This window comes from Phenylobacterium sp., from assembly GCF_041919955.1.
Taxonomy (GTDB): domain Bacteria; phylum Pseudomonadota; class Alphaproteobacteria; order Caulobacterales; family Caulobacteraceae; genus Phenylobacterium.
Genome location: NZ_JAYRSU010000017.1, coordinates 65,344 through 92,073, shown reverse-complemented (window position 1 = coordinate 92,073; position 26,730 = coordinate 65,344). Strand labels below are relative to the sequence as shown.

General features: G+C 69.6%; 27 protein-coding genes. 15 read left to right on the top strand and 12 right to left on the bottom strand.

What is annotated here, in order from left to right; genetic code table 11:
• Nucleotides 1-59 precede the first annotated feature (59 nt).
• A complete protein-coding gene (locus ACE3T2_RS14885; RefSeq protein WP_374658709.1) occupies nt 60-1,079 on the bottom strand; it encodes a DNA topoisomerase IB in 1,020 nt (339 codons plus the stop codon).
• Nucleotides 1,080-1,170: 91 nt separating this feature from the next.
• Between ACE3T2_RS14885 and rlmJ the strand changes: the two genes are divergently transcribed.
• The 4 genes from rlmJ to ACE3T2_RS14865 all read left to right on the top strand — a co-directional run bounded on the left by rlmJ (nt 1,171) and on the right by ACE3T2_RS14865 (nt 5,175).
• Nucleotides 1,171-1,995 (top strand): 23S rRNA (adenine(2030)-N(6))-methyltransferase RlmJ, encoded by an 825-nt coding sequence (rlmJ, locus tag ACE3T2_RS14880; RefSeq protein WP_374658707.1) that lies wholly within the window; start codon nt 1,171-1,173, stop codon nt 1,993-1,995.
• Between the two features lie 76 nt (nt 1,996-2,071).
• Nucleotides 2,072-2,494, top strand: a complete 423-nt coding sequence (locus tag ACE3T2_RS14875) for a hypothetical protein (RefSeq protein ID WP_374658705.1) — start codon at nt 2,072-2,074, stop codon at nt 2,492-2,494.
• Between the two features lie 62 nt (nt 2,495-2,556).
• Nucleotides 2,557-3,120 carry a sugar transferase gene (locus ACE3T2_RS14870; RefSeq protein WP_374658704.1) on the top strand — a complete coding sequence of 188 codons (564 nt, stop codon included), beginning with the start codon at nt 2,557-2,559 and terminating at the stop codon, nt 3,118-3,120.
• A gap of 48 nt (nt 3,121-3,168) precedes the next feature.
• On the top strand, nt 3,169-5,175 hold the full coding sequence (locus ACE3T2_RS14865; protein WP_374658703.1) for an AsmA family protein: 2,007 nt from the start codon (nt 3,169-3,171) through the stop codon (nt 5,173-5,175).
• Between the two features lie 6 nt (nt 5,176-5,181).
• On the opposite strand, the gene ACE3T2_RS14860 is transcribed toward ACE3T2_RS14865, so the two are convergent.
• From ACE3T2_RS14860 to ACE3T2_RS14850, 3 genes are read right to left on the bottom strand one after another with little or no spacing between them, the layout of a single operon-like run.
• The gene (locus tag ACE3T2_RS14860; protein ID WP_374658702.1) at nt 5,182-5,514 is read right to left on the bottom strand and encodes a hypothetical protein; all 333 of its coding nucleotides are present in this window, start codon (nt 5,512-5,514) and stop codon (nt 5,182-5,184) included.
• Between the two features lie 52 nt (nt 5,515-5,566).
• A complete protein-coding gene (locus tag ACE3T2_RS14855) occupies nt 5,567-6,991 on the bottom strand; it encodes an amidase (protein ID WP_374658700.1) in 1,425 nt (474 codons plus the stop codon).
• 22 nt (nt 6,992-7,013) lie between these two features.
• On the bottom strand, nt 7,014-8,291 hold the full coding sequence (locus ACE3T2_RS14850; protein ID WP_374658698.1) for an aminotransferase class III-fold pyridoxal phosphate-dependent enzyme: 1,278 nt from the start codon (nt 8,289-8,291) through the stop codon (nt 7,014-7,016).
• Between the two features lie 75 nt (nt 8,292-8,366).
• Between ACE3T2_RS14850 and ACE3T2_RS14845 the strand changes: the two genes are divergently transcribed.
• Nucleotides 8,367-9,368 carry a DUF1176 domain-containing protein gene (locus tag ACE3T2_RS14845; RefSeq protein ID WP_374658696.1) on the top strand — a complete coding sequence of 334 codons (1,002 nt, stop codon included), beginning with the start codon at nt 8,367-8,369 and terminating at the stop codon, nt 9,366-9,368.
• A 3-nt stretch (nt 9,369-9,371) separates the two neighbouring features.
• On the opposite strand, the gene ACE3T2_RS14840 is transcribed toward ACE3T2_RS14845, so the two are convergent.
• The gene (locus ACE3T2_RS14840; RefSeq protein ID WP_374658694.1) at nt 9,372-9,995 is read right to left on the bottom strand and encodes an exopolysaccharide biosynthesis protein; all 624 of its coding nucleotides are present in this window, start codon (nt 9,993-9,995) and stop codon (nt 9,372-9,374) included.
• 111 nt (nt 9,996-10,106) lie between these two features.
• Between ACE3T2_RS14840 and ACE3T2_RS14835 the strand changes: the two genes are divergently transcribed.
• The 4 genes from ACE3T2_RS14835 (at nt 10,107) to ACE3T2_RS14820 (ending at nt 13,571) form a co-directional block, all read left to right on the top strand.
• Nucleotides 10,107-11,267 (top strand): MFS transporter, encoded by a 1,161-nt coding sequence (locus ACE3T2_RS14835; RefSeq protein ID WP_374658692.1) that lies wholly within the window; start codon nt 10,107-10,109, stop codon nt 11,265-11,267.
• A gap of 85 nt (nt 11,268-11,352) precedes the next feature.
• The gene (locus ACE3T2_RS14830; protein ID WP_374658690.1) at nt 11,353-12,372 is read left to right on the top strand and encodes an NAD(P)-dependent alcohol dehydrogenase; all 1,020 of its coding nucleotides are present in this window, start codon (nt 11,353-11,355) and stop codon (nt 12,370-12,372) included.
• Between the two features lie 17 nt (nt 12,373-12,389).
• Nucleotides 12,390-12,920: a VOC family protein gene (locus ACE3T2_RS14825; RefSeq protein WP_374658688.1), complete on the top strand. Its 531-nt coding sequence runs from the start codon at nt 12,390-12,392 to the stop codon at nt 12,918-12,920.
• A gap of 6 nt (nt 12,921-12,926) precedes the next feature.
• A complete protein-coding gene (locus tag ACE3T2_RS14820) occupies nt 12,927-13,571 on the top strand; it encodes a carboxymuconolactone decarboxylase family protein (protein ID WP_374658686.1) in 645 nt (214 codons plus the stop codon).
• On the opposite strand, the gene ACE3T2_RS14815 is transcribed toward ACE3T2_RS14820, so the two are convergent.
• From ACE3T2_RS14815 to cysD, 4 genes are all read right to left on the bottom strand, one after another.
• Complete coding sequence (locus ACE3T2_RS14815) at nt 13,568-13,993, bottom strand: CBS domain-containing protein (RefSeq protein WP_374658684.1); 426 nt, start codon at nt 13,991-13,993, stop codon at nt 13,568-13,570. The two genes, ACE3T2_RS14820 and ACE3T2_RS14815, sit on opposite strands and share 4 nt — an antisense overlap.
• Before the next feature lie 69 nt (nt 13,994-14,062).
• Nucleotides 14,063-15,568, bottom strand: coding sequence for a DUF389 domain-containing protein (locus tag ACE3T2_RS14810; RefSeq protein WP_374658682.1), 1,506 nt, complete (start codon nt 15,566-15,568; stop codon nt 14,063-14,065).
• Nucleotides 15,569-15,610: 42 nt separating this feature from the next.
• Nucleotides 15,611-17,515 (bottom strand): sulfate adenylyltransferase subunit CysN, encoded by a 1,905-nt coding sequence (cysN, locus tag ACE3T2_RS14805; RefSeq protein WP_374658680.1) that lies wholly within the window; start codon nt 17,513-17,515, stop codon nt 15,611-15,613.
• Complete coding sequence (gene cysD / locus ACE3T2_RS14800; RefSeq protein ID WP_374658735.1) at nt 17,515-18,444, bottom strand: sulfate adenylyltransferase subunit CysD; 930 nt, start codon at nt 18,442-18,444, stop codon at nt 17,515-17,517. Before cysD ends, cysN begins: the two co-directional genes overlap by 1 nt.
• A gap of 164 nt (nt 18,445-18,608) precedes the next feature.
• Between cysD and ACE3T2_RS14795 the strand changes: the two genes are divergently transcribed.
• The 6 genes from ACE3T2_RS14795 (at nt 18,609) to ACE3T2_RS14770 (ending at nt 25,247) form a co-directional block, all read left to right on the top strand.
• Entirely contained in the window at nt 18,609-20,192 is a 1,584-nt protein-coding gene (locus ACE3T2_RS14795; protein WP_374658678.1) for an AlkA N-terminal domain-containing protein, read from the top strand.
• Complete coding sequence (locus tag ACE3T2_RS14790; protein WP_374658676.1) at nt 20,176-20,706, top strand: methylated-DNA--[protein]-cysteine S-methyltransferase; 531 nt, start codon at nt 20,176-20,178, stop codon at nt 20,704-20,706. Before ACE3T2_RS14795 ends, ACE3T2_RS14790 begins: the two co-directional genes overlap by 17 nt.
• A gap of 129 nt (nt 20,707-20,835) precedes the next feature.
• Nucleotides 20,836-21,093, top strand: coding sequence for a hypothetical protein (locus tag ACE3T2_RS14785; RefSeq protein WP_374658674.1), 258 nt, complete (start codon nt 20,836-20,838; stop codon nt 21,091-21,093).
• 154 nt (nt 21,094-21,247) lie between these two features.
• Nucleotides 21,248-23,809 carry a polar localization protein TipN gene (locus tag ACE3T2_RS14780; protein ID WP_374658672.1) on the top strand — a complete coding sequence of 854 codons (2,562 nt, stop codon included), beginning with the start codon at nt 21,248-21,250 and terminating at the stop codon, nt 23,807-23,809.
• Nucleotides 23,806-24,789 (top strand): N-acetyl-D-Glu racemase DgcA, encoded by a 984-nt coding sequence (gene dgcA / locus ACE3T2_RS14775; RefSeq protein ID WP_374658670.1) that lies wholly within the window; start codon nt 23,806-23,808, stop codon nt 24,787-24,789. The genes ACE3T2_RS14780 and dgcA overlap by 4 nt, the downstream gene beginning before the upstream one ends.
• 38 nt (nt 24,790-24,827) lie before the next feature.
• Nucleotides 24,828-25,247 (top strand): DUF4112 domain-containing protein, encoded by a 420-nt coding sequence (locus ACE3T2_RS14770; RefSeq protein ID WP_374658668.1) that lies wholly within the window; start codon nt 24,828-24,830, stop codon nt 25,245-25,247.
• Here the strand turns inward: ACE3T2_RS14770 and ACE3T2_RS14765 are convergent.
• From ACE3T2_RS14765 to ACE3T2_RS14755, 3 genes are read right to left on the bottom strand one after another with little or no spacing between them, the layout of a single operon-like run.
• Nucleotides 25,244-25,894, bottom strand: coding sequence for a glutathione S-transferase family protein (locus tag ACE3T2_RS14765; protein WP_374658666.1), 651 nt, complete (start codon nt 25,892-25,894; stop codon nt 25,244-25,246). The genes ACE3T2_RS14770 and ACE3T2_RS14765 overlap by 4 nt on opposite strands.
• A 31-nt stretch (nt 25,895-25,925) precedes the next feature.
• On the bottom strand, nt 25,926-26,399 hold the full coding sequence (locus ACE3T2_RS14760; RefSeq protein ID WP_374658664.1) for an SRPBCC family protein: 474 nt from the start codon (nt 26,397-26,399) through the stop codon (nt 25,926-25,928).
• Entirely contained in the window at nt 26,396-26,725 is a 330-nt protein-coding gene (locus tag ACE3T2_RS14755) for an ArsR/SmtB family transcription factor (RefSeq protein WP_374658662.1), read from the bottom strand. The genes ACE3T2_RS14760 and ACE3T2_RS14755 overlap by 4 nt, the downstream gene beginning before the upstream one ends.
• Nucleotides 26,726-26,730: the final 5 nt, after the last annotated feature.

Here is a 26,730-nt window from a genome sequence, read left to right as displayed (position 1 = left end):
GGGCAGGCTAACGCCTGTTTTTCGGCCAGCGCCAGACTGACCCCCCGTCAAGGCAGGGCTCATCGCACCCCCTCCTGGGCGGCCTCCAGGAAGCGCAGGACCGACAGTTCGAACCCGCGCGCCGAGTGGGACGGCTTCAGCGGCAAGGCGCCCCGCTCATAGGCTTCCAGCACCAACGGGTGGATGTAGGAGCCGCGGCAGACGGCGGCGGTGTTGCCTAGCAGCCCCGCCACCGCCTTGACGGTGGTGACGACACGCCGCTTCGCCTCGGCGGCCTCCACCGCGCCGGGCGGCTCGACCAGGGCGCGGGCGGCCGCCAGGGTGCCGGCCCAGGTGCGGATGTCTTTAGCCGAGAACTGATCGCCGATGGCCGCGCGGATATAGGTGTTCACGTCGGCGGACTCGACCGGATGGCGCGCCCCGTCGGGGTCGACATATTGGAACAGCCGCTGGCCGGGAATGTCCTGGCATGCCTTCACGATCCGGGCGAGGCGGCGGTCGCGAAAGCCGGTGCAATGCACCTTTCCCGACTTTCCCCGGAACTCGAAGACCGCGCCGGTCGCGGTAATGGCGGCGTGACGGTCGCGCAGGGTGGTCAGGCCGAAGCTCTTGTTGGCCTTGGCGTATTCGTCGTTACCGACGCGGATGAGGGTGAGTTCCATCAGCCGCACGACCGCCGCCAGCACCTTCTCGCGCGGCAAGCCCTTGCGTCGCAGATCCGCCTCGACCCTGTGGCGCAGCCTGGGCAACGCCCGCCCGAAGGCGATGATGCGCTCGAACTTCGCCTGGTCCTGCGCCTGCCGCCAGTCGTCGTGATAGCGGTACTGCTTGCGCCCGCGCGCGTCTCGGCCGGTCGCCTGGATGTGGCCGCGGGGCGAGGGGCAGATCCAAACCTCGGTCCAGGCCGGCGGCAGGACCAGGGCGCGGATACGCTCCAATGTCGCGGCGTCGCGGACAGGGCGCCCTTCGGCGTCGCGATAGCCGACGCCGCACGCGCTCACGATCCTGGAAATGCCGGGATCACCGTCGTTCACATAGGAGAGGCCGGAGGCCAGCGGCGCCTCCACGTCCTTGGGCATGACGAGCCTTTTGGAGTTCATCGCGATACGTGGCAGGAAGCGCGTCGTCTCAACGGGGCGCATGCGTCCCGGTTCCGTCCGAGGACTCGCCGTGAACTATCGCCACGCCTTTCACGCCGGCAATTTCGCCGATCTGGTCAAGCACGCCGCCCTGCTGGAGCTGTTGGCGCGCCTGCAGACGTCGAACGAGCCGCTGCAGGTGTTCGACACCCACGCAGGCCGCGGTCTGTACGATCTGACGGGCGACGAAGCCCAGCGATCGGGCGAGGCTGAGGCCGGCGTCGGCGCGTTGATGGCCGCCGGCGACCTGCCCGACGCCCTGGCGTCGCTGCGCGCGGCGGTCTCGCAACTGAACGGCGGGGGCGAGGCGAGCCTCTATCCCGGCTCGCCGCTGCTGGTCGCCGGGCGGCTGCGGCGGGGCGACGGCTATCTCGGCTGCGAACTGCGGCCCCAGGAGCACTCGGCCCTCTCGGAGGCCCTGGCCGGGTGGCCCGCTGCGCGCACGGCCTGCGCCGACGGCTATGTCGAGGTTCCCAAGCGCCCGGTGGGCGGCGGGCGGACTTTGGTGCTGATCGACCCGCCGTTCGAGAAGAGCGACGACTACGACCGTTGTGTCGGCGCGCTGGACGCCATCACCCGTAAGACGCCGGCCGCGGTGGTGATGATCTGGATGCCTCTCAAGGACCTAGAGACCTTCGACGCCTTCCTGCGCGACGCTGAGGACGCCTATGGTCGTCCGCTGTTGGTCGCCGAGGCGCGCATGCGCCCGCTGACCGACCCGATGAAGATGAACGGCTGCGCCCTGGTGCTGGCCAACGCTCCGGACGGCTTCGACGCCGTCTTGAAAGACATCTGCGGTTGGACCGTCTCGCGGCTGGGTGACGGCGGTCAGGCTCGGGTCTGGACTGCCGCCTAACTGTCATTTTGCGCCTGCGAAATCTCGGGCTAGAGTTTGTTGCATCGCACAAACTCTAGCTGTTTGGAGGCGTTTCATGGCTCTCACCGTGTTCGAGGAGGGGCGTGCGCCCCTCGATCCGCAGAAGGCGCTCTACGTCCCGCTGGGCGTAGCTTCGCCCCTGTGGCTGCTGTTCGGCGGAGCGGCTTCGGCCGGGCTCGCCTATTGGTGGATGACCCGCTGGGCTGACCGGACCCATCTGGAAGCCGTATTGGCCGCGCCCGCCACGGCGCCTTTACCCGAAATCACCGTCGAGCCGGCCGTCCAGGCGGTTGAGGAGGCCGCCGAGACGACCGCGGCCGTCGCCGAGCAGATTTCGGAAGCGGTGGTGGAAAGCGTCGTGGAAGCCGCCGACGTCGCCCCCGTCGTCGTCGAAGCCGCCGCCGAAACGGCCGTCGAGGCCGATCCGGCGCCCAAGACCCGCGCCCGCGTGCGCCCGAGCGAGCCTCCGTCCGCCTGATCTTGGCGCGCGCCGCCTGACCGCGCTATGGCTTGCGCCGTCGCGAAGGCGTGGGAGCAGGCGTGGTCAAGCGAGGCTTCGACATTTTGGCGGCCCTGGTCGGGCTGCTCGTGCTGTCGCCGCTGCTGGCGGCGCTGGCCATTGCCGTGCGCCTCGACAGTCCCGGCCCGGCGCTGCACTGGTCCAGCCGCGTCGGCCGGTTCAACGCGCTCTTCAAGATGCCGAAGTTCCGCACCATGCGGATCGGCGCGCCGAATGTCGCCACCCATCTGCTGCCCGACCCCGATGCCTGGATTACGCCGCTAGGCCGCTTCTTGCGCCGCAGCAGCCTGGACGAGTTGCCCCAGCTCTGGAGCGTCTTGGTCGGCCATATGAGCCTGGTCGGGCCGAGACCGGCTCTGTTCAACCAGGACGACCTCGTGGCCCTGCGCTCCGCGGCGGGCGTGGACACCCTGCGGCCTGGCGTCACCGGCTGGGCCCAGATCAACGGGCGCGACGACCTTCCCGTGCCCGAGAAGGCGACGCTGGACGCCGAATACCTTGCGCGGCAGGGGTTGATACTGGATTTGAAAATCATCCTCACCACCGCGGCCACGGCCTTTTTCGGCCGTGGAGTGAGGCATTGAGTCCAACCTACCGGCTGCTCGCGCGTTGTGCCCTACCGGAGCCGACGCGTGGAACAAGCGATCACACCAACGCCATGGCTGACGCGCCATAGGAAGGCCCTCCTCTGGAGCGGCGCGGCGCTCGCCGTCGTTGGCGGAGCGGCCTTTGCCCTGGCCTTCCTTGACTGGAACATGCTGCGCGGGCCGATCGGCAGCTTCGCCTCGGCGCGGACCGGGCGCGAGGTGGTGATCGGCGGCGACCTCGACGTCAAGCTGTTCAGCCGGACCCCGAGCGCTTCGGTTCAAGGCCTGCAGATCGGCAATCCGACCTGGGCCGGCAAGGGGCGCATGGCCGAAATCCCGCGCCTCGACGTCGCGATCGAGGCCTGGCCCCTGCTGCGCGGGAAGGTGGTCATGCGTCGGCTGGCGCTGGAACGGCCCGCGTTCAATCTCCTCCGCGACGGCGAGGGCAGAGCGAACTGGTCGCTGTCGCGCAAGACGTCGGCCAGCCAGCCGCTGCGCCTGCCGCCGATCCGCGACTTCACCATCAGGGGCGGCCACTTGAAGTTCGCCGACGCCAAGCGGCGGCTGACCCTCGACGCCACGCTCGACGCCGCGGAGCAGGCCGGCGCGGCCGACCGCGGCTTCAGCCTGGTCGGCAAGGGTGCGATCAATGCCGCACCCTTCCTGCTTGAGGTCCGCGGCGGGCCGTTGCTGAACATCCGCCCCGAACGGCCCTATCCGTTCGACGCCGACATCCGCGCCGGATCCACGCGCGTCCTGGCCAAGGGCGCGATCCGCAAACCGTTCGACCTCGGCGAGCTGGAGGCGCGCGTGACCGCCAGCGGTGAGGACCTGGCCGACCTGTACCATCTCACTGGCGTACCGTTCCCAAACTCCCCGCCCTACCGGCTGTCGGCGCAGTTGACGCGGCAGCAGAAGCTCTGGCGGGCGACCGGCATCGGCGGCCGCGTCGGCGACAGCGACATGGCCGGTGAACTGTCGGTGGACGCCGGTGGTTCGCGGCCGTTCCTACGGGGCGACCTGCGCTCGCGCAGTCTGGACTTCGACGATCTGGCGGCCGTGTTCGGCGGCGCGCCGTCGCGCCGGCCGGGCGAGACGGTGTCAGCGGGGCAGAAAGCCACGGGCCTCCAACTCGCCGCTCAGCGCCGGTTGCTGCCAGACGCCAAGCTCGACCTGCGTCGGATCCGGGCCATCGACGCCGATGTGAAGTACAGCGCCGCCGGCATCCGCGACGCCATGCTGCCGCTGAGGTCCGGATCGGTACGCGTACGGCTCGACAAGGGCCTGCTGACCGCAGACCCGCTGCGCTTCGATCTGCCGCAAGGCGCCATCACCGGCCAGGTCCAGCTGAACGGCCGCAAGGCAACGCCCGTCACCAGCCTTGACCTGCGACTCTCCAAGGCGCGGCTCGAGCAGCTTGTTCCGATCCGCGCCGGGGGCGCGACGCCCCTGACGGGCGGTCTGGTCGGCCGCGTTAAACTGACGGGCTCCGGCGCCTCCGTGCGGGAAGCCGCCGCGCATGCCGACGGGCAGGCGCTGGTGGTCGTGCCGGGCGGCGAAATCCGGGCAGCCTTCGCCGAGCTGCTGGGCGTCAATGTCGTGAAGGGGCTGGGCCTGCTGCTTGCCAAGGATCAGAGCAAGACCGACCTGCGCTGCGCTGTGGCGCATTTCCAGGCCAAGGGCGGCGTGCTGACCGCCAACCGGATCATCTTCGACACGACCCCCGTGCTGGGCGTCGGCCAAGGAACGATCGACCTGCGCACCGAGCAGCTGGACTTCCGGATATCGGGTCGTCCGAAGCATCCGCAGTTGATCCGGGTGATGGCGCCGGTGACCGTGCGCGGGCCGATCGTTCAGCCGAGGGTAGGCGTAGAGACATCCAACGTCGTGGCTCAGGGCGGGATCGCCGCGGCTCTCGGCGCGCTGGTCTCGCCGCTGGCGGCGGTGCTGCCCTTCGTGGACCTGGGCGGGGCGGACGACGCGGCCTGCGGCGCCTTGATCGTCCAGGCCGGCCGTCAGGGCGCGCCGGTCAAGGGACCCGCGCGCCGCTAGAGCGTCTCAACCGCCGTTGGCGGCGTCGCGCAGGCAGCTCAGCCAGGCGTCTTCACGCGCCTTCTCCGCCGCGCGCAGCTTGTCCTCGGCCTCACGCACCCCGGCGTCGTGCTTGCGCCATTCCATCACCGCGCCTTCGCGGGCGGCGCGGGCGGCCTCCATGGTCGGGAAGCGGGCCAGCACCGCGCGCACGCTGTAGTTCACGGGCGGGCCGACGGTCTCGCGGTCGGGATAGAAGCCGGTGATCGAGTCCGCCGTCTCGCTCTCGATGTGGAAGACGTCGGCCCAGCCCGCGTGGTGGCGCATCAGGGCCCAGGGCCGTTCGATCCGGTCGCTCATGAAAAACTCCTAGAATCCTGGGCCCAAGCTAACGCGGGTCGCGTGACGCTTTCTAGCCCCACAGACGCGGCCGACGGTCCTTCCACGGCGCTTCTTTTTCCAGCTGGGCGGCCAGGCGCAGCAGCGTGGCCTCGTCGGCGAACCGGGCGGTGAACATCATCCCGATCGGCAGGCCGTCCGCATCGATCTCCAGCGGCAGCGACAGCGAGGGCTGGCCGGAGAAGTTGAAAGGCGGGGTGTAGGGGAAGGCGACGCTCTGCCGCTTGTTCAGCTCCTGTGGGTCGAGGGCGACCGGGTCGATGTGGCCGACCTTCGGCACCGGCGTGCCCAGCACCGGGCAGAGATAGATATCGACATCCTCGAAGAAGAGCAGGGTCTTGCGGTTGAGGTCGCGCAGGTCCTGCCAGCCGCGGAAGGCTTGCTCGCCGGTCACCTTGCGCCCGCTCTTCAGCGCCGCCCAGGTCAGCGGCTCCAACTCATGCTCCTGCGGCTCGCGGCCGAGCTTGGCGGCGAGCCGTCCGATATTGGCTGCGAAGTTCGCGCCCGAGACCGGACCGCGAGCGGTGTAAAGCGCGCGGTAGTCGATGCCGAGGCCCTTTTCGAACACGTCGTGGCCCAGCCGCTTCAGCAGGTCGGCCGTGCGCTCCAGCGCCGCCTGGATCTGCGGGTCGATCGGCCGGCCCGACGGCGTCTCCGAAGACCAGGCGATGCGCAGGCGGCCCGGGCTGCGCTGGATCTCCTCCATGTAGGGCCGGTCCTTGTGCGGCGCCTCGAAGGGCGCGCCCGGCTCCGGGCGGCCGGTGACGTCCAGCATGGCGGCGCTGTCGCGCACGGTGCGCGTCACCACATGGTCGACCGAAAAGCCCATGGCGTAGTTGTCGCCGTCCGGCAGGTTCGGGTTGCGGTCGCGCGTGACCTTCAGCCCCACCAGCCCGCAGCAGGCCGCCGGAATGCGGATCGAGCCGAGGCCGTCGCTGGCGTGGGCGAGGGGGACCATGCCGCTCGCCACCGCTGAGGCCGCCCCGCCGGACGAGCCGCCCGAGACGTGGTCCGGGTTCCACGGATTGCGGCAGGCGCCCAGATAGCCGCCCTCGGTCACGCCCGTGATGCCGTATTCGGGGGTGTTGGTCTTGCCCAGCAGCACCACGCCGCTTTCGCGATAGCGACGGGTCAGGCCGCAGTCCTCGTCGTCCACGAAGCCGGCGGCGAAGCGGCTGCCATAGGTGCGCGGCCAGCCGGCGACCGGCACGCCGAGGTCCTTGATCAGGAACGGCACGCCCTTGAAGGGGCCGTCGGCCAGCGGCCCCTGGGCCACCCGTCGCGCCTCGTCATAGGCCTTGTAGACCACCGCGTTCAGGGCCGGGTTGTGGCGCTCGATCCGCTGTATGGCCGCATCGACCAGGTCGAGCGGCGTGACCTCGCCCTTGGCCACCAGCTCGGCCAAGCCCAGGCCGTCATAGTCGGAGAACGCGTCCATAATCCTACCCTTTTGAAATTTATTATCTTTGTCCGCCGGCCAGGAAGGCCAGCTTGTCGACCGGCGCCAGGCCGGGACCCTCGCGCTTCAGGGCTGCGAAGGCGTCCTCGGCGGCGTTGAGCACGCCGTCGATGTCGGCGTCGGTCATGGCTGCGCAGAGGAACATGTTGTGCCAGGGATGCAGGTAGGCGCCCCGGTCCAGCATTTGGGAGACGAAGAAGAACCCCTTGCGAAGGTCCGGGTCGTCGTCGAACAGGTAGAGCGGCATCTGGCCCGGTCCGCTGCAGCGCAGGCCCAGGCCATGGGCCGCCGCCCGCTCGGTCAGGCCAGCCGACAGCCGCTCGCCCATGCCGGCGATCCGCTCCAGATAGTCGGTGGTGCGCACCAGCCTCAAAGTCTCCAGCGCCGCGGCCATCGGCGCGGCCTGGAACCAGAACGAGCCGGTGACATAGATCGAAGCGGCCGCCTTGCGCGCCTTTTCCGAGCCCAGCAACGCAGAGATCGGATGGCCGTTGGCGATGCACTTGCCCCAGGTCGATAGGTCCGGCTCGACGCCGATCGCGCTCCACGAGCAGTCGCGCGCGACCCGCAGGCCGGCCCGCACGTCGTCGACGATCAGCAGCGCGCCCGTCGCATCGGCCAACTCGCGCGCCTTGCGCGCGTAGGCGAGATCCGGCCGGGCCTGATCGATGAAGGCGTCGTGCTTGAACGGCGCGGCGAAGATGGCGGCGAGGTCGTCGCCGGCCTTGGCGACCGCCTCTTCCAGGCTGGCGACGTCGTTGTAGTCGCAGAAGATCTGATGGGCGTGGTCGGCGTCGATGGTGCCGGTCGGCCGCGGCGTGCACCAGGGGGCTGCGCCGTGATAGGCGCCCTTGGCTCGTACGATGGTCTTGCGGCGGGTGTGGGCGCGGGCGGTCATCAGCGCCATGGTCGTCGCGTCCGTGCCGTTCTTGCAGAACATCGCCCAGGCCGCATGGCCGACCATCTCGGTCATTTCCTCGGCCAGCCGCACCATCAGGGCCGTGGGGCCGGTGAGGGTGTCGCCGACGCCCAGCTGACGCACATAGGCCGCATCGATCTCGGGATGAGCGTAGCCGAAAAGGTTCGGGCCGTAGGCGCACATCAGGTCGAGATAGCGGTTCCCGTCCGCGTCCCAGATGTGCGCGCCGTCGCCGCGCTTGAAGAACTGCGGATAGTCGTCCGGCAGCAGGCCGACCGCCTGGTGGCCGTACATGCCGCCCGGGATCACCGCTGCGGCGCGGTCGCGCAAGGCGCGGTCTTGGCTGTTCGCACGCGTCATGGGAGTTCTCCGTCGACGGGGGCCTGACTTCCGAACCTTACGCGGCCTTCGGGCGTCGGCAACTGGAGAGAACGGATGAAGCCGGTGGTGTTGGGTCTGTCGCTGGCCGCAGCCGCGCCGGCGGCGCTGGCCAACGAAACCTTCAAGGATTGGTGGGCGACCTGCGACAACACCCGCCAGTGCGCAGCCTTCGGTTTCGGCGGCGAGGCCTTCGAGATAGCCGGCTACTTGAAGATCACGCGCGGCGCCGAACCAGGGGCCACGCCCGAAGCCAGGATCGTCATGGAGGGCAAGGCCGGCGCCTGGGCCCTGTCGGTCGACGGGCGGTCGCTGGCGACCGTGAGGGCCCGCGACGAGGACGGCGAGCGCGCCGCAGCCGAGTTGACCGCGGCCCAGGCCAGCGCCCTGATCGCCGCAGCCGCCAATGGCAAGGCCATCCAGGTTTCCGCGGGCGGCAAGCCGCTGGGCGCGATCTCGCTGGCCGGCAGTTCGGCTGCGCTGCGCTGGATGGACGATCGCCAGAAACGCGCCGGAACCGTGACGGCCCTGGTGGCCAAGGGGCACGCGCCTGCGTCCAGCATGCCGCCCCCGCAGCCGACGCCGGTGGTTCAGACCGCGCCGCCGGTGTCGCAGGACGGCTTGAGCGCCAAGACGCCGCGGGCGGTCAGCGCGCTGATGAAGGACTGTGACGACGACATCGCCACCTTGGAGGTCGAGCCGCTCGTGGCGCGCCTGTCGCCTGGTCTGACGCTCTGGGCGCCGCTCTGCACCCGCGGCGCCTACAACATGATCCACAGCTTCTTCTTGATGGACGCCAAGGGCGTCGCCCGGCCGCTGGCGATCCGCCATCCGGGATCGGACGATGCGGTGACCGAGCTGATGAACGTCAGCTACGACGCCAAGACCCGCACGCTCTACAATTTCGAGAAGGGCAGGGGCCTGGGCGATTGCGGAGCGTCCAACGCCTGGGTCTGGGACGGCAAGGCGTTCGTCCCAACCGCTCAGGACCTGATGGGAGAATGCCGGGGCGTGCCGCCGGACGACTGGCCGGTCACCTATCGCGCGCAGGTCAGATAGGGCTCAGAACATCCCCACCAGGGCCGAGAAGAAGGCCAGCATCGCGGCGATCATCGGTTTGACCAGCAGGACCAGCACCAGGATCGAGGCCACGGCGGCGATCCAGCCGATCACCGCGGCCAGCCCGTCGCGCTCGGCTCCGCCGATGGCGAAGGCGGCGATGGCGAAGGACGGCAGCATGTTCCCGAACGGGATGGGCAGGAACACGATCAGTGCCAGGATGAAGCACAGCGCCCCGACCAGCCGGTCGCCCAGCGGGTTGTACATGAAGGTCAGGCGCGGGCGCAGCCGCCGCTCGAGCCGCGCAAGGTGCGGCTTCAGCTTGGTGACCAGGGCGCGGAAGTCCGAGGTCGAGATCGTCCGCGCCAGCAGCGCCTTGGGCAGCCACAGGGTCTTGCGTCCCATGGTCCATTGGGCGGTGATGAAGATCAGCGGCGCGCCCAGCAGGGCCGAGACGCCCGGCGGCATCGGCAGGACCAGCGGGGCGGCGAACACGAACATCAGCGCGCCGAACGCCCGGTCGCCGAAGGTCTCAAGCAGGTCGGCCACCGACACCGCCTCGGCCTCGCGATCGGCGATCTGTTCGAGCAGTTCAGTGACGCTGGCGGCTTTTCGGTGTTCGGACATTTCAAGCTTGGCGCTAACACGTCGCGGCGCCGCAACGAAAGGCAAAGCCGTGGCGAAAAGGCGGCGCGTCACACGATTGTTGGCGGCGACTCGCTCTAGTCAGGCCGTGTGATGTCCCAGCCGATGCGCCTCGGTCTCGTCTATGCGGCCCTGTTCATCGGCACGGGCGCCAGTTCCCCCTACATCCCGGTCTGGTTCGCCCACCGCGGCCTCAGCGGCGCGGAAATCGGGCTGATCCTCTCGGCGCCCATGCTGGCGCGGGCCGTCACCGCCCCGGCCATCGCCATGTGGGCCGACAGCTTCCGCCTGCGCCGTACTCCCCTGATCCTGATGGCGCTGGCGGCGGCGCTCGCCTACGGCCTGCTGGCCGCGCCCTTCGGCCTGGCTTGGTGGTTCGGGGTCTGGTTCGTGGCCTCGACCCTGATCTCGACCATGGCGCCGCTGACCGACGTGGTGGTGTTCCGCCGGGCTGGGCAGGACGGGTTCAATTACGGCTTCCCGCGCGGGATCGGCTCGGTGGCCTACATCATCGCCAATGTCGCGGTCGGCGCGCTGCTGGCGCGGTATTCGCCCGAGCTGGTGCTGGTCTGGATCACCGGCGCGGCCATCCTGGCGGCCGGGGCGGCCCGTGGCCTGTTGCCGCCCGACACCGTACGCGAAGGCGGCGGCTCGAGCCGGCTTTCCGAACGGCTGGCTGGTCTGGGCGACCTGGTCCGCGACCGCCATTTCATGCTGGCGGTGGTGTCGGTCGGGCTGATCCAGTCGGCCCACGCCTTCTACTACTCGTTCTCAGCGCTCACCTGGAAGCAGCAGGGCCTGCCCGAGAGCATGACCGGCGTGCTCTGGGGGCTGGGCGTCGGAGTCGAGGTCGCCTTCATGTGGTTCATGGAGCCATGGCGCCGCCGCATCGGTCCGCGCAATCTGCTCATGCTGGGCGGCCTGGCCGCTCTGGTCCGCTGGAGCGTGCTGGCCTTCTCGCCTCCGCTCTGGGCGGTCCTGCCGCTCCAGGTGCTGCACACCTTCACCTTCTCGGCGACGTTCCTGGCCTCGCTGCAATTGGTCGAACGGCTCTCGACGCCGGCCAATGCGTCGGCCGCCCAGACCCTAAATTCCGCGCTCTCGGGCGGCTTCCTCATGGGGATCGCCACCATCGGTTCTGGCTGGCTCTACGATCACGTCGGGGCCAAGGGCTACCTGGCCATGGCCGCGATGTCCGCGCTCGGCATTCTCGGCGCCCTGCGACTTTACGGGGTCAAGCGGCTCGACGCCTGATCGGCGCGGCCTTCCGCGACGACAGTCTTGCGGCGCCCCGCGAAGGGGCGACTATGGCCGCAACGAGATAGACCGGGAGAGACGCATGCGGGCCTTGGAAGTCGCCGCGCCGTGGGGCCTGGACGCCCTGAAGGTGGTCGAGACGCCCGATCCTGCGCCGGGCCACGGCGAGGTGCTGGTCCGCATGAAGGCGGTGTCGCTGAACTACCGCGACCTCCTGATGGTGAACGGCATGTACAGCCGCGGATCGGCGAGCGCAGGCGGCGCCATCACGCCCTTTTCCGACGGCTGCGGCGTGGTCGAGGCGGTGGGGCCGGGCGTGACGCGGGTGGCGGTCGGCGACCGGGTCGCGACCCTGTTCTTCCAGAACTGGATATCGGGCCGCCCGACCCTTGAGAAGCTCTCCTCGGCGCTTGGCTTCCCCATCCCCGGCGCCGGGCGCGAACTGGCGGTGTTCAGGCAGGATGGCGTCTCCAAGGTTCCTGAGTTCCTCACCGACCAGCAGGTCGCCACCTTGCCTTGCGCCGCCCTGACTGCCTGGCGCGGCCTCTTCGAGGACGCGCGCCTGGAGCCCGGCGACACGGTGGTGCTCCAAGGGACCGGCGGGGTCTCGATCTTCGGCCTGCAGTTCGCCCATGCCGCCGGCTATCGGACGGTGATCACGTCGTCGTCGGACGACAAGCTGGCGCGGGCCCAGGCGCTGGGCGCGAACCATCTGGTCAACTACCGCACCACCGAAGACTGGGCCGGGGCGGTTCGAGCCGCAACACACGGAGTAGGCGCCGACTTCGTCATGGAGGTGGGTGGCGCTGGCACCATGCAGCAGAGCCTGCGGGCGGTGCGGATCGGCGGGCACATCGCCGTCATCGGCGTGGTCGCCGGCGGGACGGAGGGGGTGCATCCCGGCGTCCTCATCGGCAACAGCGCACGCCTGCAGGGGCTCAGCGTCGGCTCGCGCGACATGTTCGAGGCCATGTGCCGCGCCATCGACCTGCATCGCATCGAGCCGGTGGTCGACAAGGTGTTTCCCTGGACCGACGCTGTCGCGGCCTTCCGCGCCATGCAGGGCGGCGAGCATTTCGGAAAGATCGTTCTCCAGTTCTAGCCACCAAGGAGCAGGCGATGCGTACGACGGGTATCAACCATCTGGCCCTGGTCTGCCGCGACATGGAGGAGACGGTGAAATTCTACACCGAGATCCTCGGCATGCCGCTCTACAAGACCGTGGCGCTGCCGGACGGCGGCCAGCACTTCTTCTTCGACTGCGGCGGAGGCGACAGCGTCGCCTTCTTCTGGTGGCCGGACGCCCCGCCCGCCGCGCCGGGGATCGCCTCGGTGAAGTCCTTTCCGCAGGAGCCGAAGTCGGCCATCGGCTCGATGAATCACGTCGCCTTCAATGTGCCAGAGGAGAAGCTGGACGAGTACCGCCAGCGGCTGGTCGACGCCGGGGTGAAGGTGCTGCCGAACATGGTGGTCAATCACGACGACAGTCCGATGGGCGTCAGCGCCGAGAACCATCCGGGCGTGTTCTTCCGTTCGGTCTACTTCACCGACCCGAACGGGATCATGCTGGAGCTGGCGGCCACCACCAAGGCGTTCGGCCCGGATGATATCAAGCACCAGCCGGCGCGCGCCGTTCCGGTGGGGGCGTAGGGGACCATGCCGCGCCTACGCCAGGTTTCCCGCGCCGAAGCTCAGTCGGACGTCGTGATCCGCACCTATGACCTGCTGTTCGGCGACCGCGATCCGGTGGCCCAGCCGGGCACCTCGACTGGCACCACCGGCGACTGGTGGACCGTCTTCGCACTGGTCCCGGACATCCTGGAGCACGCGAACCGAGGTTTCGCCCTCTACCGCAATCCTGTCCGCAAGCTGGACCCGGTGCTGCGCGAGCTGGCTCAGACCCGGGCCGGCTGGGCCAAGCAGTGCCAGTTCGTCTTCTCCCAACACTGCAAGTCCCTGCGGGGCCTGGGCGTTTCTGAAGACCGCATCGCCGCGATCCCGAATTGGCAAGTCGCCGACTGCTACACGGCCAACGAGCGGGCGGTGCTCGCCTATGCGGACTGCTTGTCGCTCCAGGGCGGCAGGACGCCGGAACCGGTGATGAACGCCCTGAAGGCTTTCCTTTCCGACGAGGAAATCCTCGAATTGACCTACATCACCTGCCTCTACGACATGCATGCGGTGATGACACGGGCCCTGCGCCTGGAGTGGGACGACCGCGACGATCCGGTCGTCGAGGTCGCCGCGCCGGAGGGCTTTAGCGGGCGCGACTTCCTCGATACCGGCCGCCGCCCGACCTAAGTCGGGGACGCGGGCTCAGCGGAGATTTCCTCCAGCGTGCGGCCCACGGCCTTTGCGCCGTAGTCCATGGCCACGTCGCCCAGCGACAGGATGCCGGTCAGGCGGCCGGCCTCGTTCAGCACCACCAGGCGGCGCACCTGCTGGGCTCCCATCTTGGCGGTGGCGTCGGCCAGGTTGTCGTCCTCGCGGCAGGACTGGACGTCCTCGCTCATCACCTCGGACGCCGCGGCGTCGAACGAGCCGCCGCTAGCCACCACCCGGACCACGATGTCGCGATCGGTGACCACGCCCAGCACCTTGCCGTCCTCCGAGATCGGGATCACGCCGGTGTCGATCTCCGACATCATCCGTGCGACCTCCTTCACCGAGGTCGTGGGCTTGGCTGTGGCGACCTGCGCGGTCATGACTTCGCTGACTTTCAAGTCGAACCTCCTTGCGTGTCAGGAGGTGCTTGAACCCCGGCCGCGCGCGATCCGTTCCCTCGCCATGTGTCAGGCGGCGGGCGCGGGCTGGATCGCGACCGTGTCCGCCGGCCCGTCTTTTGAGGGTTCGGCGATGCTGACCGCCGCCACGCCGCGCGCCCGCAGGCCCAGGGCCACCGCCTCCGCGCGAGCCTTAGCCGGCTTGGCGTCGGCCGCCGTGATGCTGGCCCCGGCGGCGCCCCAGCGCTTGAGCGCCCAGGCATCGATCTCCAGCGTGCGGTTGGCCTCGGGCGTCAGCTCCGACGACCCCGGCGCGAAGGCGATGGGGCTCAAGGGCGCCAGTGGCGGGATCAGCCGCACTGTCGTCCCCGGGCTGAAGCGCTGTGCGGCCTGTTCGGTCGCCAGATAGTCGGCCAACTCGGCGCCCGGCATGGCGAAAGCGATGTCGAGCGCTCCGTCGCTCGCCTCGATCCCCAGCACCTGGCCGAGTGGGCCGAGCATGGCGCGCAGGCGCTGCTCTGGCGTTGTCGAGGTCGCCTGGACCGTGGTGCGCGCGCCCAGCGCCGCGGCGGGGGGCGCCAGGGCCGACACGCCCTCGGCGGTGACGATCTGCTCCACCTCGACCTTGGAGCCGGGGTGCAGCAGCTTGGCGATCGCCTGGGCCGCGCCGGGCACGTACTTGCGGGTGACGACCACGCACTGGACCAGGCTCGCCTTGCCCTGCAGGTCCACCTTCAGTTCGGTGATATGCGGAGCGGCGCCGGCGAAGGCCTCGTTGATCGCCGTGCGGGCCCGCGTCGTCTCGCGCGCCTCGGCGACGATGCTGCGCAGCGAGATGGCCAGCGGCACGCAGAGCAGCAGCATGACCGCCAGCAGGGCCGGCGTTTCCCAGGCGGCCCCTTCGCGCGCCCGTGGCCGAAAGCCGTAGCGCCGCGCGACCCCGAACACGGCCCCCAGGATCGAGACCACATTCGTCAGGAACAGCAGGAACGCCCCGCCGGCGATCGGCCAGGTCGCGGTCGCCAGGCCATATCCCACCACCGCCAGCGGCGGCATCAGGGCCGTGGCGATGGCGACGCCGGCGATGGCGCCCCCCTTGCGATTGATGGTCAGGTAGGCGCCGACGAAACCCGAGAGCAGGGCGACGATCAGATCCAGCAAGGTCGGCTGGGTGCGGGCGAGGATCTCCGGCGTCGCGTCCTTCAGCGGCGAGATCCAGATGATCAGCACCGAAGCCAGCACCGACAGCAGCGCTCCAATCACCAGGGTGGTCGCCGCTGAGCGGAAAGCGCGCGGGTCGAGGCGCGCTACGGCCATGCCCATGGCCATGATCGGCCCCATCAGCGGCGAGATCAGCATCGCCCCGATGATCACCGCCACCGAGGACTGCAGGAGGCCGAGCGCGGCGATGCCGCAGGCGCTGAACAGCATGAAGCCGTAGGCCGGCGTCAGCCGCCCGCCGTCATAGATCTCCGCCACGACCGACTTGCGGTCCTCGTCAGTAAGCAGGCGGGCAGGGGGCAATGTCGCTTCTCGCGCCGCCCGCGCCAGTTCTCCAAGCGCCGAATTCGCCATGGCCCCTCCGATGCATTTCGAAGGACACCATAGCCCGCTTGGTCAGATCGAATAGTCGAGCTCGCCTTCCAGCCAGGCGACGATCTTCTCGGCCGCTTCCGCCGCCGACATGGCGGTGGTGTCGATGACGATCTCGGCGTCCTCGGGCGGCTCGTAGGGGCTGTCGATGCCGGTGAAGTTCTTGAGCTCGCCCGCGCGGGCCTTCTTGTAGAGGCCTTTCACGTCGCGCTGTTCGGCGACCGACAGCGGAGTGTCCACGAAGACTTCGACGAAATCACCTTCGGCCTGCAGCTCGCGCGCCATGCGCCGCTCGGCGCGGAACGGCGAGATGAACGAGACCAGCACGATCAGGCCGGCGTCGACCATCAGCTTGGAAACCTCGGCCACCCTGCGGATGTTCTCGACCCGGTCCTCGTCGGTGAAGCCGAGGTCCTTGTTGAGGCCGTGACGGACGTTGTCGCCGTCGAGCAGGTAGGTGTGGCGTCCGTCCGCGTGCAGGCGCTTCTCGACCAGGTTGGCGATCGTCGACTTGCCCGAACCCGACAGGCCGGTCAGCCAGACCACGCGGCCGCGCTGGCTCTTGATCGCCGCCCGCGCAGCCTTGTCGACATCCAGCGCCTGCCAATGGATGTTCTGGCTGCGGCGCAGGGCGAAATGCAGCATGCCGGCGCCGACCGTGCGGTTGCTCAGCCGGTCGATCAGGATGAAGCCGCCCAGGTCGTGGTTCTCGGCATAGGCGTCGAAGGCGATGGCTGCGTCGAGCGAGAGGTTGCAGACCCCGATCTCGTTGAGCTCCAGCCGCTTGGCGGCCAGGTGCTCCAGCGTGTTGACGTTGATCTTGTACTTCGGCTCGGTCACCTGGGCCGAGACGACACGCGCCCCCAGCTTCAGCAGGTAGGGCCGGCCGGGCAGCATGGCCTCGTCGTCCATCCAGACGAGCGTCGCCTCGAACTGGTCGGCGACCGGCGGCGGCGCGGCGGCTTCGGCGATCACGTCGCCGCGCGAGATGTCGATCTCGTCCTTCAGGGTCAGGGTGACCGATTGGCCGGCCACCGCCTCGGGCAGGTCGCCGCGGAAGGTGACGATGCGCTCGACCGTGCTTTCGCGGCCCGACGGCAGGGCCTTGATCTTGTCGCCCGGCCGGATCGTTCCCGAGGAGATCAGGCCCGAGAAGCCGCGGAAGTCCAGGTTCGGGCGGTTCACCCACTGGACCGGCATGCGGAACGGCTTTTCCCGCTGGTCGTCCTCGACTGGCAGGCTCTCCAGCAGCGGCATCAGGGCTGGGCCCTCGTACCAGGGCGCGGCGTCGCTGGCGGTGGTGATGTTGTCGCCCTTCAGGGCCGACATCGGAATGGCGGTGTAGTCCTTGATGCCGATCTGGGCGGCGAACTCGGCGTATTCCTGGAGGATCGCGTCGTAAACCTGCCGATCCCAGCCCACCAGGTCCATCTTGTTGACGGCCAGCACGACGTGCCGGATGCCGAGCAGGCTGACCAGGTACGAGTGCCTCCGCGTCTGGGTCAGCACGCCCTTGCGCGCATCGATCAGGATGACGGCCGCGTCGGCGGTCGACGCGCCGGTGACCATGTTGCGCGTGTACTGCTCGTGCCCAGGCGTATCGGCGACGATGAACTTGCGCTTGTCGGTCGAGAAGAAGCGATAGGCGACGTCGATGGTGATGCCTTGCTCCCGCTCGGCCGCCAGGCCGTCGACCAGCAGGGCGAAGTCGATGTCGCCGCCCTGCGTCCCGACCTTCTTGGAATCGGCTTCGAGGGCCGCCAGCTGGTCCTCGAAGATCATCTTGGAATCGTAGAGCAGGCGGCCGATCAGGGTCGACTTGCCGTCGTCCACCGACCCGCAGGTCAGGAACCGCAGCAGGCTCTTGCGCTCGTGCGCGGCCAGGTAGGCCTCGATATCCTCGGCGATGAGGGCGGACTGGTGGGCCATCAGAAATAGCCCTCCTGCTTCTTCTTCTCCATCGAGGCGGCCTGGTCGTGGTCGATCATCCGGCCTTGGCGCTCCGAGGTCGTGGTCAGCAGCATTTCCTGAATGATTTCAGGCAAGGTGGCGGCGGTGCTCTCGACCGCGCCGGTCAGCGGATAGCAGCCAAGGGTGCGGAAACGCACCGACTTCTGCATTGGAACCTCGCCGGGCCGCAGCGGCATGCGCTCGTCGTCGACCATGATCAACGTGCCGTCGCGCTCCACCACCGGGCGGACGTCCGAGAAGTACAGCGGCACGATCGGGATCTGTTCGAGGTGGATGTACTGCCAGATGTCCAGCTCGGTCCAATTGGAGATCGGGAAGACGCGGATGCTCTCGCCCGGGTTCTTGCGGGTGTTGTAGAGCCGCCAGAGTTCTGGGCGCTGGTTCTTTGGGTCCCAGCGGTGCTGGGCCGAGCGGAACGAGAAGATGCGCTCCTTGGCGCGGCTCTTCTCTTCGTCGCGGCGTGCACCGCCGAAGGCCGCGTCGAAGCCGTATTTGTCGAGCGCCTGCTTCAGGCCCTCGGTCTTCCAGATGTCGGTGTGCAGCGCGCTGCCGTGGTCGAACGGATTGATGTTCCGCGCCACCGCCTCGGGGTTCTTGTGGACGAGCAGTTCGAAGCCGAGCTCCTTGGCCATGCGCTCGCGCATCTCGTACATCGCCCGGAACTTCCAGGTGGTGTCGACGTGCAGCAGCGGGAACGGCGGCTTGGACGGATAGAAAGCCTTGGCCGCCAGATGCAGCATCACGGCCGAGTCCTTGCCGATCGAATAGAGCATGACCGGGCGCTCGGCCTCGGCCGCCACCTCGCGCATGATATGGATGCTCTCGGCTTCCAGGCGCTGCAGATGGGTCAGGGTTTGCGGAGTGATGACCGGCGCCGGCGCCTGCATCAGGGCTGTACCTTGCACGTGAACCTCGGGCCTCACCCTGGAAATCTAATGACGAAATAGCCGCCTGTCGCACGCGATGCGACATGCGGTTTGGCCCTGAGCGACGGATTACGGGACGCGGCGGCCCCTGACGATAGAGTTTTCCTGACAGGGCGACGAGGAAAATGGCGCCGACCGGAAGCCGCCAGTGCTCCGACGGCTATGTCCGAAAACCGCGAGACAGCGGCGGCGGCAAGGTCGATGATCGACGCATGGATATGGACGACGACGCCTGTTACCGCGCCTTCCAGATGCGCGACGCCCGCTTCGACGGACGCATCTTCTGCGGCGTGAAGAGCACTGGGATCTATTGCCGGCCGATCTGTCCGGCCAGGACGCCCAAGCGCGAGAACATGACCTTCCACCGCTCGGCGGCGGCGGCTCAGGAGGCCGGCTTCCGGCCCTGCCTGCGTTGCCGGCCGGAGACCTCGCCCGACCTCGGCTCCTGGCGCGGGACCTCCAATACGGTCTCGCGGGCCCTGGCGCTGATCGAGGCCGGCGCCCTAGACGCCGGCGACGTCGATGGCCTGGCCGAGCGGCTGGGGGTGGGCGAGCGTCAGCTGCGCCGCCTTTTCCGGCAGCATGTCGGCGCCTCGCCCATTGCAGTCGCCCAGACGCGCCGCGTGCTGCTCGCCAAGCAACTCATCCACGAGACGCGGATGCCGATGGCCGAGGTGGCGCTGGCCGCCGGCTTCGGCAGCGTGCGTCGCTTCAACGAGACCTTCCAGCAGCTGTTCGACCGCCCGCCGGCCAAGCTGCGCCGGCTGGGCGGCGCTGAGATCGCGGCGGGCGAGGGCGGGGCGGTCAGCATCCAGCTTCCCTATCGGCCGCCCTACGACTGGCAGGCGATGATCGCGTTCCTGACCGCGCGCGCCATCCCGGGCGTCGAGAGCGTCCAGGCGGGTCGCTACGCTCGCACGCTGGTGGTTGGCGAGGCGCGCGGCGTGGTGATGATCGAGCCGGGCGAAGGGGCGACCCTGCGCGCCACCCTGCGGTTCCCGAAAGTCCAGGCCTGGCCGGCCGTTCTGGCGCGCGTGCGCCGCGTATTCGACCTGGCCGCCGACCCCGCCGCCATAGCCGCCCATCTCTCGGAGGATCCGGACCTGGCGCCGATGGTCGCGGCTCGCCCGGGCCTGCGCGCTCCGGGCGCCTGGGACGGGTTCGAACTGGCCGTGCGGGCCGTGCTCGGCCAGCAGATCACCGTGCATGCGGCGCGGATGCTGGCCGGCAAGATCGCCGCCGCCCATGGCGCGCCTTTGGAGGACGAGGCGGCCAACGCCCTCGGCCTCACCCGCTTCTTCCCGACCCCTTCGCAACTGGCCCTGGCCGACGTCGAGACCCTGGCGATGCCCCGAGCGCGGGGGCGGGCCCTGGTCGGCCTGGCGGCGACCGCCGCCGCTGATCCGGACCTCTTCGGACCGCGCAAGAGCCTGGACGAGGCGGTCGCGGCCCTGCGCGCCCTGCCGGGCGTCGGCGAATGGACCGCCCAGTACATCGCCATGCGCGCGCTGCGCGAGCCGGACGCCTTCCCCAGCGCCGACATCGGCCTGATGCGGGCGCTGGAGACGCCGGACGGCCGTCGTCCCACCGCCGCCGAACTGCTGGCCCGGGCAGAGCGCTGGCGGCCCTGGCGGGCCTATGCGGCCTCTCACCTTTGGGCCGCCGATCCCAAGAACCCCTCGGACGCCAAGCATGCCAAAGCCGCCTGAAGCCCTGACGCTCGAGCGCGTCCCCACCCCGGTCGGCGAGGGCATCCTGGTCACCGACGCGCAAGGCTTCCTGCGCGCCTTCGATTGGACGAGCCATGAGGCGCGGCTGCGCACCCTCCTGCGCCGGCAGAACCCCCCGACCGATCTGGTCGACGGCGCAGCGCCGGCGGCGATCCGTGAGGCGGTGAGCGCCTATTTCGCCGGCGACCTTGGGGCGCTGTTGCAGATCCCCTGGCGCACCGGCGGCACCGACTTTCAGCGCAGCGTCTGGAGCGAGCTCTGCGCCATCCCCGTCGGCGAGACAGTGACCTACAAGCAGCTGGCCGAGCGGATCGGGCGGCCCAGCGCCGTGCGGGCGGTCGGGCTGGCCAACGGCGCCAATCCGGTCGGGGTGGTGGTGCCTTGCCATCGCGTCATAGGCTCGGACGGCGGCCTGACCGGCTACGGCGGGGGACTGGAGCGCAAGCACTGGCTGCTGACCCATGAGGGCGCGAGTTTCCGCCCGGCGGCCTGACGTCCCGCGCCGCGCCCGATGCTCGAGGTTACATGACTGAAATTTCATGTTACCGCGCATCGCAGAGTGGTCGCGCTTATCGTATAACGACGCTCGCTGGAATCGTATCGGACGCACGGGAGAGTTCCGATGCAAACCTTGACCGAAATCGTCGCCGCCGTGGTCGTCTCGTCCTCGGCCGCCGCGTATTCGCATTTCGGCGTCACCCTGGATACGCAGCAGGCTGAGAAGCCCGCTCCCGCCGAGCGCACCATCGCGCGCACCACGACGCGCCGCGTTGCGCCCAATGCGGCGACTGCGCCGCGGGTGGTGGTGAAGGCGGGCAAGTCCGCGACCATGGTCAAGGAACTGTGCCCCGAAGAACGAGCCCGGATGGTCAAGGCCTGACCATCTGTCGCGGCTCGCGCACAGATTCCCGCTCATCAGTGCTTTGCGTGGCGGACGTTCGTCGGTAATCCTTCGATCTTAGGCGCAATGGCGGGTTGCGCGCGCGACGGCGCGTTTGCGCCCGCAGGGGTGGGAAGGCCGCTTACGACGGGCCATGAAGATCAAGAAGCGGCACCAACCTGTTGATTTCCAATCGCTTGACGGCGAGCCCGCGCAAGCTGAGGCCGAGCCGGCCTTCGCTTTCGCCCCGCCGCCCGTAGGCGAACTTGCGGTAGAGCCTCAAGCCGCAGCATCGCTCAAACCCGTCGCCGGCCAGGGCGAGGTCGCGGCTGCCGCCGAGGCGCATGCGCCCGTAACCCGGCTCGCGCGGGCCGAGCCCTCCGGGTGGCCGATCTATCTCGTCGCCCTGATCGTGTCGGTGCTGTGGGCTTGCGCGCCGATCGCCTTCGCCTGGGGCTATCGCCGCTCGATCGCGCCGTTCGACTTCGAGCCCTTCGCCATCATCGTCTTCGCCATGCTGGCGATCGGCCCGGCGGCCCTGGTCTGGCTGGTCGCCTACATGGTTCGCCAGGCCCAGAAGCTGAGCGCCGAAACCCGCCGCGCCAAGGCGCTGGCCGATGAGTTGGTGACCCCGGCCATGGCCGCCGGCGCCCAAGCGGTCGACATGGTCCAGGCCGTCCGCGACGAGATCGCCCGGGCGAGCGCGGCGGCCCAGGAGGCGACCGAGACGATGGTCGTGCTGCGCCAGGCCCTGGCCGGCGACAGCGAGGAGCTGGCGAGCGCGGCGGCCAAAGCGGCGCGCACGGCTCAAAGCCTGTCGGAAACCCTCGGCAAGGAACGCAGCGAGCTGAGCGGCCTGGCTCAGACCCTGGACGCCCAGTCGGCGGCGGTGGCCGACGCTATCGCCCGCCAGGCCAAGATGGTGGGCGAGGCGTCCGACCTTGCCGAGGCGCAGCTGCGCGAGGCCGAGGCCTCGCTGGCGGCTCGCGCCGCCGACCTGGCCGCCGCCGCCGGCGAGACCAGCGACGTCGCCCGCGCCGCCGCCGAGGACCTGACGCGCCACATCGCCCGCCTGGAGACGGCCGGCCTCGGAGTGACCGAGCAGATCGGCGCTGTGGAGAAGGGCCTGACCGAGCAGCGCGCCGGCCTTGTCAGCGTCTCCCACGCCCTGCGCGCCGAGCAGGAAACTTTCGCGGCCCACGCCGAGACCCATGCGGCCCAGCTGTCGGAGTTCATCAGCCAGGCGCGGCTGTCGGCCGCCGAGATGGGCGACCGGGCCGTGAAGGGCGGCGAGGCGCTGCGCCAACTGATGGGCGAGGCCGTCGAGCAGTTCCGCGAGCTGGCCGAGACGGCCAAGGCCGAGCGCGACGAGTTCGGCCAGTCCACGCTGCAATCGGTCGAGGCCGTGGCTCAGGCGGCGGCGGCCGAACGCCAGCGCCTGGAGGAGCAGACCAAGGCCGCGATCGCCGCGATGACAGCCGCCGCCGAGGAGACCAGGCAGGTCGCGGCCAAGCATGCCGAGACCGCGCGCGACCAGGTCGATCAGCTGTCGGAAGCCGCCTTCACCGCCGGCCAGCAGGCGAACAAGGTGTTCGAGGCGCGGCTGTCCGAAGCCCGCGCGTTGATCGAGCAGTCGGCCCAAATGGTCGAACAGGCGGGCGCGGCGACCATCCGCAAGCTGGACGAGGGCGCGCGCGCGGCGCGGAGCACGCTCGACGAACTGTCGACCATGCTCAGCGAAATCGAGGAACGCACCGCCAAGCTCCCGGTGGCCGCCCGCGGCCAGGCCGAGGAGGTCCGCCTCGCCGTGGCCGAAAGCATCGATGAGCTGATGGATCACGCGCGACGCACCGCCGACGAGACGCAGGCGATCGACGAGGCCTTCCAGGAGCGGGTGCGCCGCAACTACGACATGCTGAGTGAGGCCGTGCGCCTGATGGGCTCGGTGGCCACCACCGCCAATGTCGCGCCGCCGGCCTCGCTGTTGCGCGAGCGGCCGGCCCGCGCTTCGCTACGCGCGGCCATCGACAAAAGCGCCAAGGCCGAGGCGGAGGTCGTGGTCGAGGCGCCCGAGCCCCAGCCGCAAGCCGCGCCCGCCGTCACTGAGGCTGCCGAGCCGGAACCGCCCGCCTCGGACGACGAACTGGAGCTGAGCGAGCCGATCCCGCCGCCGCCGGCCGCCGAGCCGTCGGCCCGCCCGCGTCTGCGCCTGACGCCCACGGCGACCGACGCCGAGTTCGGCGCGGTGTTCGAACAGGCCGCCGGCCGCCACGACGAGCCGGCCGGCGATGGCGGCTGGACCTGGAAGGACCTGCTGTCGTCGCTCGAGGAACCCGAAGGCGGCGAGCCTGCGCCCCAGCCCTCGCTGGAGGAGACGCTGTCAGCGGAGATCGGGGCGATGGGTATCGACCCGACCGCTCTACTTCCGCGCAGCCGCATCCAGGAACTGGCCGCGGCGCTGCAGGAGCGCAATCCTGAACACGCCCGCCAGATCGTGCGCAAGGTGGCCCCGGCCGCGACCCGTCGCCTGGCTCGCAAGCTGTTCACCGACGAGGGCCTCAAGCGCCAGGTGCTGAGCTACCTGCACCGCTACCAGGGGCTGGTTGAAGACGCGGCCGAACGCGATCCGGACGGCTTCCTGATCGAGACGCTGCTAAGTTCGGAAGCCGGTCGGACTTATCTGCTGTTCGACGCGGCGGCCGGCGACCTGGCTTGAGCCGCCGACTTAGCGTCCGCGAGGAGCGTTGGCCGCTCGCCGCGGCCTTCGTCATTGCGCGCGGCGCCAAGACCGAAGCCCATGTACTGGTGGTCGAGATCGCCGACGGCGAGGCGGTCGGGCGCGGGGAGGCGGTTCCCTACGCGCGCTACGGCGAAAGCATGGAAGGGGCCGTGGCCCGCGTCGAGGCGTTGCGCGGGCAGATCGAACGCGGACTGTCGCGTCAGGAGCTCCAGGTCAGGATGGAGCCGGGCGCGGCCCGCAACGCCGTCGACTGTGCGCTCTGGGATCTGGAGGCCAAGCAGACCAGGCGGCCGGCCTGGCGAGCGGCGGGACGCGAGCGGCTCGACCCGGTGAAGACCTGCTACACCATCAGCCTCGATGCGCCGCAGGCCATGGCCGACGCGGCCGCGGCGGCGAAGCGGCGGCCCTTTCTCAAGCTCAAGATCGGCGGCGGCGACGATCTGGACCGCGTCATCGCCGTACGGGCGGCTGCGCCGAAGACTCGCCTGATCGTCGACGCCAACGAGAGCCTGTCGTTCGACGACCTCCGGCGGCTGGCGCCCGAGTTCGCGCGCCTCGACGTCAAGCTGATCGAACAGCCGCTGAGAGCCGGGGAGGATGCGGCGCTGGAGGGCTGGGCCAGCCCCGTCCTGCTCTGCGCCGACGAGAGCCTGCACACCCGCGCCGAACTGGCGGAATGCGCGCGGCGATACGGCGCCGTCAATGTGAAGCTGGACAAGGCCGGCGGCCTGACGGAGGCGCTGGCTCTGGCGGCCGAGGCGCGCCGCCTGGGGCTCGACCTCATGGCTGGTTGCATGGTGGCGACCTCGCTGTCGATGGCCCCGGCGGTGATCCTGGCGCAGGGCGCGGCGGTGGTGGACCTGGACGGCGCGCTGTTGCTGGCCCGCGACCGCGAGCCTGGCCTCCGTTATGATGGCTCCTTGATCTATCCGCCGGAGCCCGAACTGTGGGGGTGACGGGCGGAGCCTTCCTGCGGCGACGGCGTTGAGGCGGCATGACTGACGACCGGGAAAAAGCCCACACGGCCTGGCGGGCGGCCGAGCGCATCAAGCGCCTGTCTGACCGCCTGATCGGCGTCGGACCCATCGGGGTAGGGTTGGACGGCGTCCTGGCCTGGGTGCCGGTGGCGGGCACGGTCTACAGCGTCGGGGCGGGCGCTCTGTTGATCTATCATGGCCTGACCGCGCGGGCTTCGTTGCCGACCTTGGCGCGGATGACCGCCTACTTGGTGCTCGACTCCGCCGCCTCGGTGCCGCCGGTGATCGGCTGGGCCGTCGACACCTTGTTTCCCGGCCACCTGATGGCGGCCGGCGCGCTGCAAAAGGACATCGAGGCCCGCCACGGTCCCTCTGAACTGCCGCACAGCTGGTACAACAGGCCAAGAGGCCGCAAGGTCGCCAAGGCGAAAGTCTAGGCGGCGGGCTGCAGCATCGGCGGCGGCGGCGTCGCCTTCATGCTCGGCCGCTCGCTCATCCGTCCCAGCGAGGCCGCGAGCGGCGTCCCGTCAAGCAGAGTGCGGGCCTCCGGCGTCTGGGCGAAGTAGGCCAGGTGGGGCGCCACCATAAGGTCGGCTATGCTCAGCGTGTCGCCGGCGAGGAAGGCGTGGTCGCCGAGCAGGCGGTTGAGCTCGACCAGGCACGCGGCCGCCTTGGGCAGGGCCTGGGCGATCGCCGCCTCATCCGGCTCGAGGCCGAGCAGGATCGGCCCCACGATCCGCTGGAAGACGACGCCTACGCCCAGGTCCGGAAACAGGTACCAGTCATTGATGCCGACGATCTGGTCCATGCGGGCCGCGGCCCGCGGATCGGCCGGCTGCAAGCGTACGCCCGAAACCACCGCGTCAATGTAGCGGATGATCGCCTGGGTCTCGTAGAGCCGGAAGTCGCCGTGCTCGAGCACGGGGATCTTGCCGAACGGGTGCGCCGCAAGGTGTTCGGGCGTGCGCAGAGACCCCGGCGCCAGAAGGCGGACCTGGTATGGGGCCGACTTTTCCTCCAGCGCCATCAGCACGCTGCGCGCGAACGGGCTGCCGGGGACCAGATGGACGAGGAACTCAGACATGACGGACGCTTCCTTCTTGTCTTTCGGAAAGTTAGGCCTCGGCGGCCTCGCCGAACAGTTGGAGCACTCGGCCCCAGCCGTTGGGGGAGCCAACGGCGTCGATGACGCGCTGAGCCGCCTCGCCATAGCGCTCCAGCATGCGGTGCTCCAGGTCGACGCGGGTGCGGTCCGGCGCTTCGGCGGTGAAACGCACCTCCACCTCGGTCATGAAGTCCGGGTTGAACCTGTACTGCGCGTCCAGTTGCCAGGCGAGCACCAGCCGCGTCGGCGGCTCCCAGATCAGAACCTTGCCCCAGTCGCATTGCGAGCCGTCCTCGCCGATCTCGTACCAGCGGCCGCCGGCATGCGGCTCCAGCACGTTTTCCTTGTAGGGCGCGGCGCCGACATGATGCGAGGGTGGCCACCACCGGCCTATGTCGGCCGTGAAGACCCGGAAGGCGTGCTCGGCCGAGGTCCTGACGCTCACCGAGCGCCGAACGGGGGCAGGTGTGATCTGGGCGCTCATTCGGGGGCCTCCTGTGGCGGGTTGACCTGCCGTTCGACCTCGGCCGCATAGGCGTCGAGCGCTACGGTCCAGAACTGGTCGAGCCAGGCGCGCAGGGCGCCCAGGCCGTGGGGGTCGATCTGGTAAACGCGCCGGGTTCCATCCGGCCGGTCGCTCACGAGACCCGCCTCCTTCAGCACCTTCAGATGCTGCGATACGGCCGGGCGGCTGACAGGCAGACCGCGGGCCAACTCACCCACTGGCGCAGGGCCGGCGGCCAGGCGCTCGAACACCTGCCGACGCGTCGGGTCGGCGAGGGCGGTGAAAGCACCTGCGTGGTAAGTCATGACTT

What these genes read in the sequence shown, in the direction of transcription:
- ACE3T2_RS14885 (WP_374658709.1), bottom strand. Translation starts at nt 1,079, where the DNA reads ATGCCCAAGGACGTGGAGGCGCCGCTGGCCTCCGGCCTCTCCTATGTG.
- ACE3T2_RS14875 (WP_374658705.1), top strand. Translation starts at nt 2,072, where the DNA reads ATGGCTCTCACCGTGTTCGAGGAGGGGCGTGCGCCCCTCGATCCGCAG.
- ACE3T2_RS14860 (WP_374658702.1), bottom strand. Translation starts at nt 5,514, where the DNA reads ATGAGCGACCGGATCGAACGGCCCTGGGCCCTGATGCGCCACCACGCG.
- ACE3T2_RS14855 (WP_374658700.1), bottom strand. Translation starts at nt 6,991, where the DNA reads ATGGACGCGTTCTCCGACTATGACGGCCTGGGCTTGGCCGAGCTGGTG.
- ACE3T2_RS14850 (WP_374658698.1), bottom strand. Translation starts at nt 8,291, where the DNA reads ATGACGCGTGCGAACAGCCAAGACCGCGCCTTGCGCGACCGCGCCGCA.
- ACE3T2_RS14845 (WP_374658696.1), top strand. Translation starts at nt 8,367, where the DNA reads ATGAAGCCGGTGGTGTTGGGTCTGTCGCTGGCCGCAGCCGCGCCGGCG.
- ACE3T2_RS14840 (WP_374658694.1), bottom strand. Translation starts at nt 9,995, where the DNA reads ATGTCCGAACACCGAAAAGCCGCCAGCGTCACTGAACTGCTCGAACAG.
- ACE3T2_RS14835 (WP_374658692.1), top strand. Translation starts at nt 10,107, where the DNA reads ATGTCCCAGCCGATGCGCCTCGGTCTCGTCTATGCGGCCCTGTTCATC.
- ACE3T2_RS14830 (WP_374658690.1), top strand. Translation starts at nt 11,353, where the DNA reads ATGCGGGCCTTGGAAGTCGCCGCGCCGTGGGGCCTGGACGCCCTGAAG.
- ACE3T2_RS14825 (WP_374658688.1), top strand. Translation starts at nt 12,390, where the DNA reads ATGCGTACGACGGGTATCAACCATCTGGCCCTGGTCTGCCGCGACATG.
- ACE3T2_RS14820 (WP_374658686.1), top strand. Translation starts at nt 12,927, where the DNA reads ATGCCGCGCCTACGCCAGGTTTCCCGCGCCGAAGCTCAGTCGGACGTC.
- ACE3T2_RS14810 (WP_374658682.1), bottom strand. Translation starts at nt 15,568, where the DNA reads ATGGCGAATTCGGCGCTTGGAGAACTGGCGCGGGCGGCGCGAGAAGCG.
- cysN (WP_374658680.1), bottom strand. Translation starts at nt 17,515, where the DNA reads ATGGCCCACCAGTCCGCCCTCATCGCCGAGGATATCGAGGCCTACCTG.
- cysD (WP_374658735.1), bottom strand. Translation starts at nt 18,444, where the DNA reads ATGCAGGCGCCGGCGCCGGTCATCACTCCGCAAACCCTGACCCATCTG.
- ACE3T2_RS14795 (WP_374658678.1), top strand. Translation starts at nt 18,609, where the DNA reads ATGGCGCCGACCGGAAGCCGCCAGTGCTCCGACGGCTATGTCCGAAAA.
- ACE3T2_RS14790 (WP_374658676.1), top strand. Translation starts at nt 20,176, where the DNA reads ATGCCAAAGCCGCCTGAAGCCCTGACGCTCGAGCGCGTCCCCACCCCG.
- ACE3T2_RS14785 (WP_374658674.1), top strand. Translation starts at nt 20,836, where the DNA reads ATGCAAACCTTGACCGAAATCGTCGCCGCCGTGGTCGTCTCGTCCTCG.
- ACE3T2_RS14780 (WP_374658672.1), top strand. Translation starts at nt 21,248, where the DNA reads ATGAAGATCAAGAAGCGGCACCAACCTGTTGATTTCCAATCGCTTGAC.
- ACE3T2_RS14770 (WP_374658668.1), top strand. Translation starts at nt 24,828, where the DNA reads ATGACTGACGACCGGGAAAAAGCCCACACGGCCTGGCGGGCGGCCGAG.
- ACE3T2_RS14765 (WP_374658666.1), bottom strand. Translation starts at nt 25,894, where the DNA reads ATGTCTGAGTTCCTCGTCCATCTGGTCCCCGGCAGCCCGTTCGCGCGC.
- ACE3T2_RS14760 (WP_374658664.1), bottom strand. Translation starts at nt 26,399, where the DNA reads ATGAGCGCCCAGATCACACCTGCCCCCGTTCGGCGCTCGGTGAGCGTC.
- ACE3T2_RS14755 (WP_374658662.1), bottom strand. Translation starts at nt 26,725, where the DNA reads ATGACTTACCACGCAGGTGCTTTCACCGCCCTCGCCGACCCGACGCGT.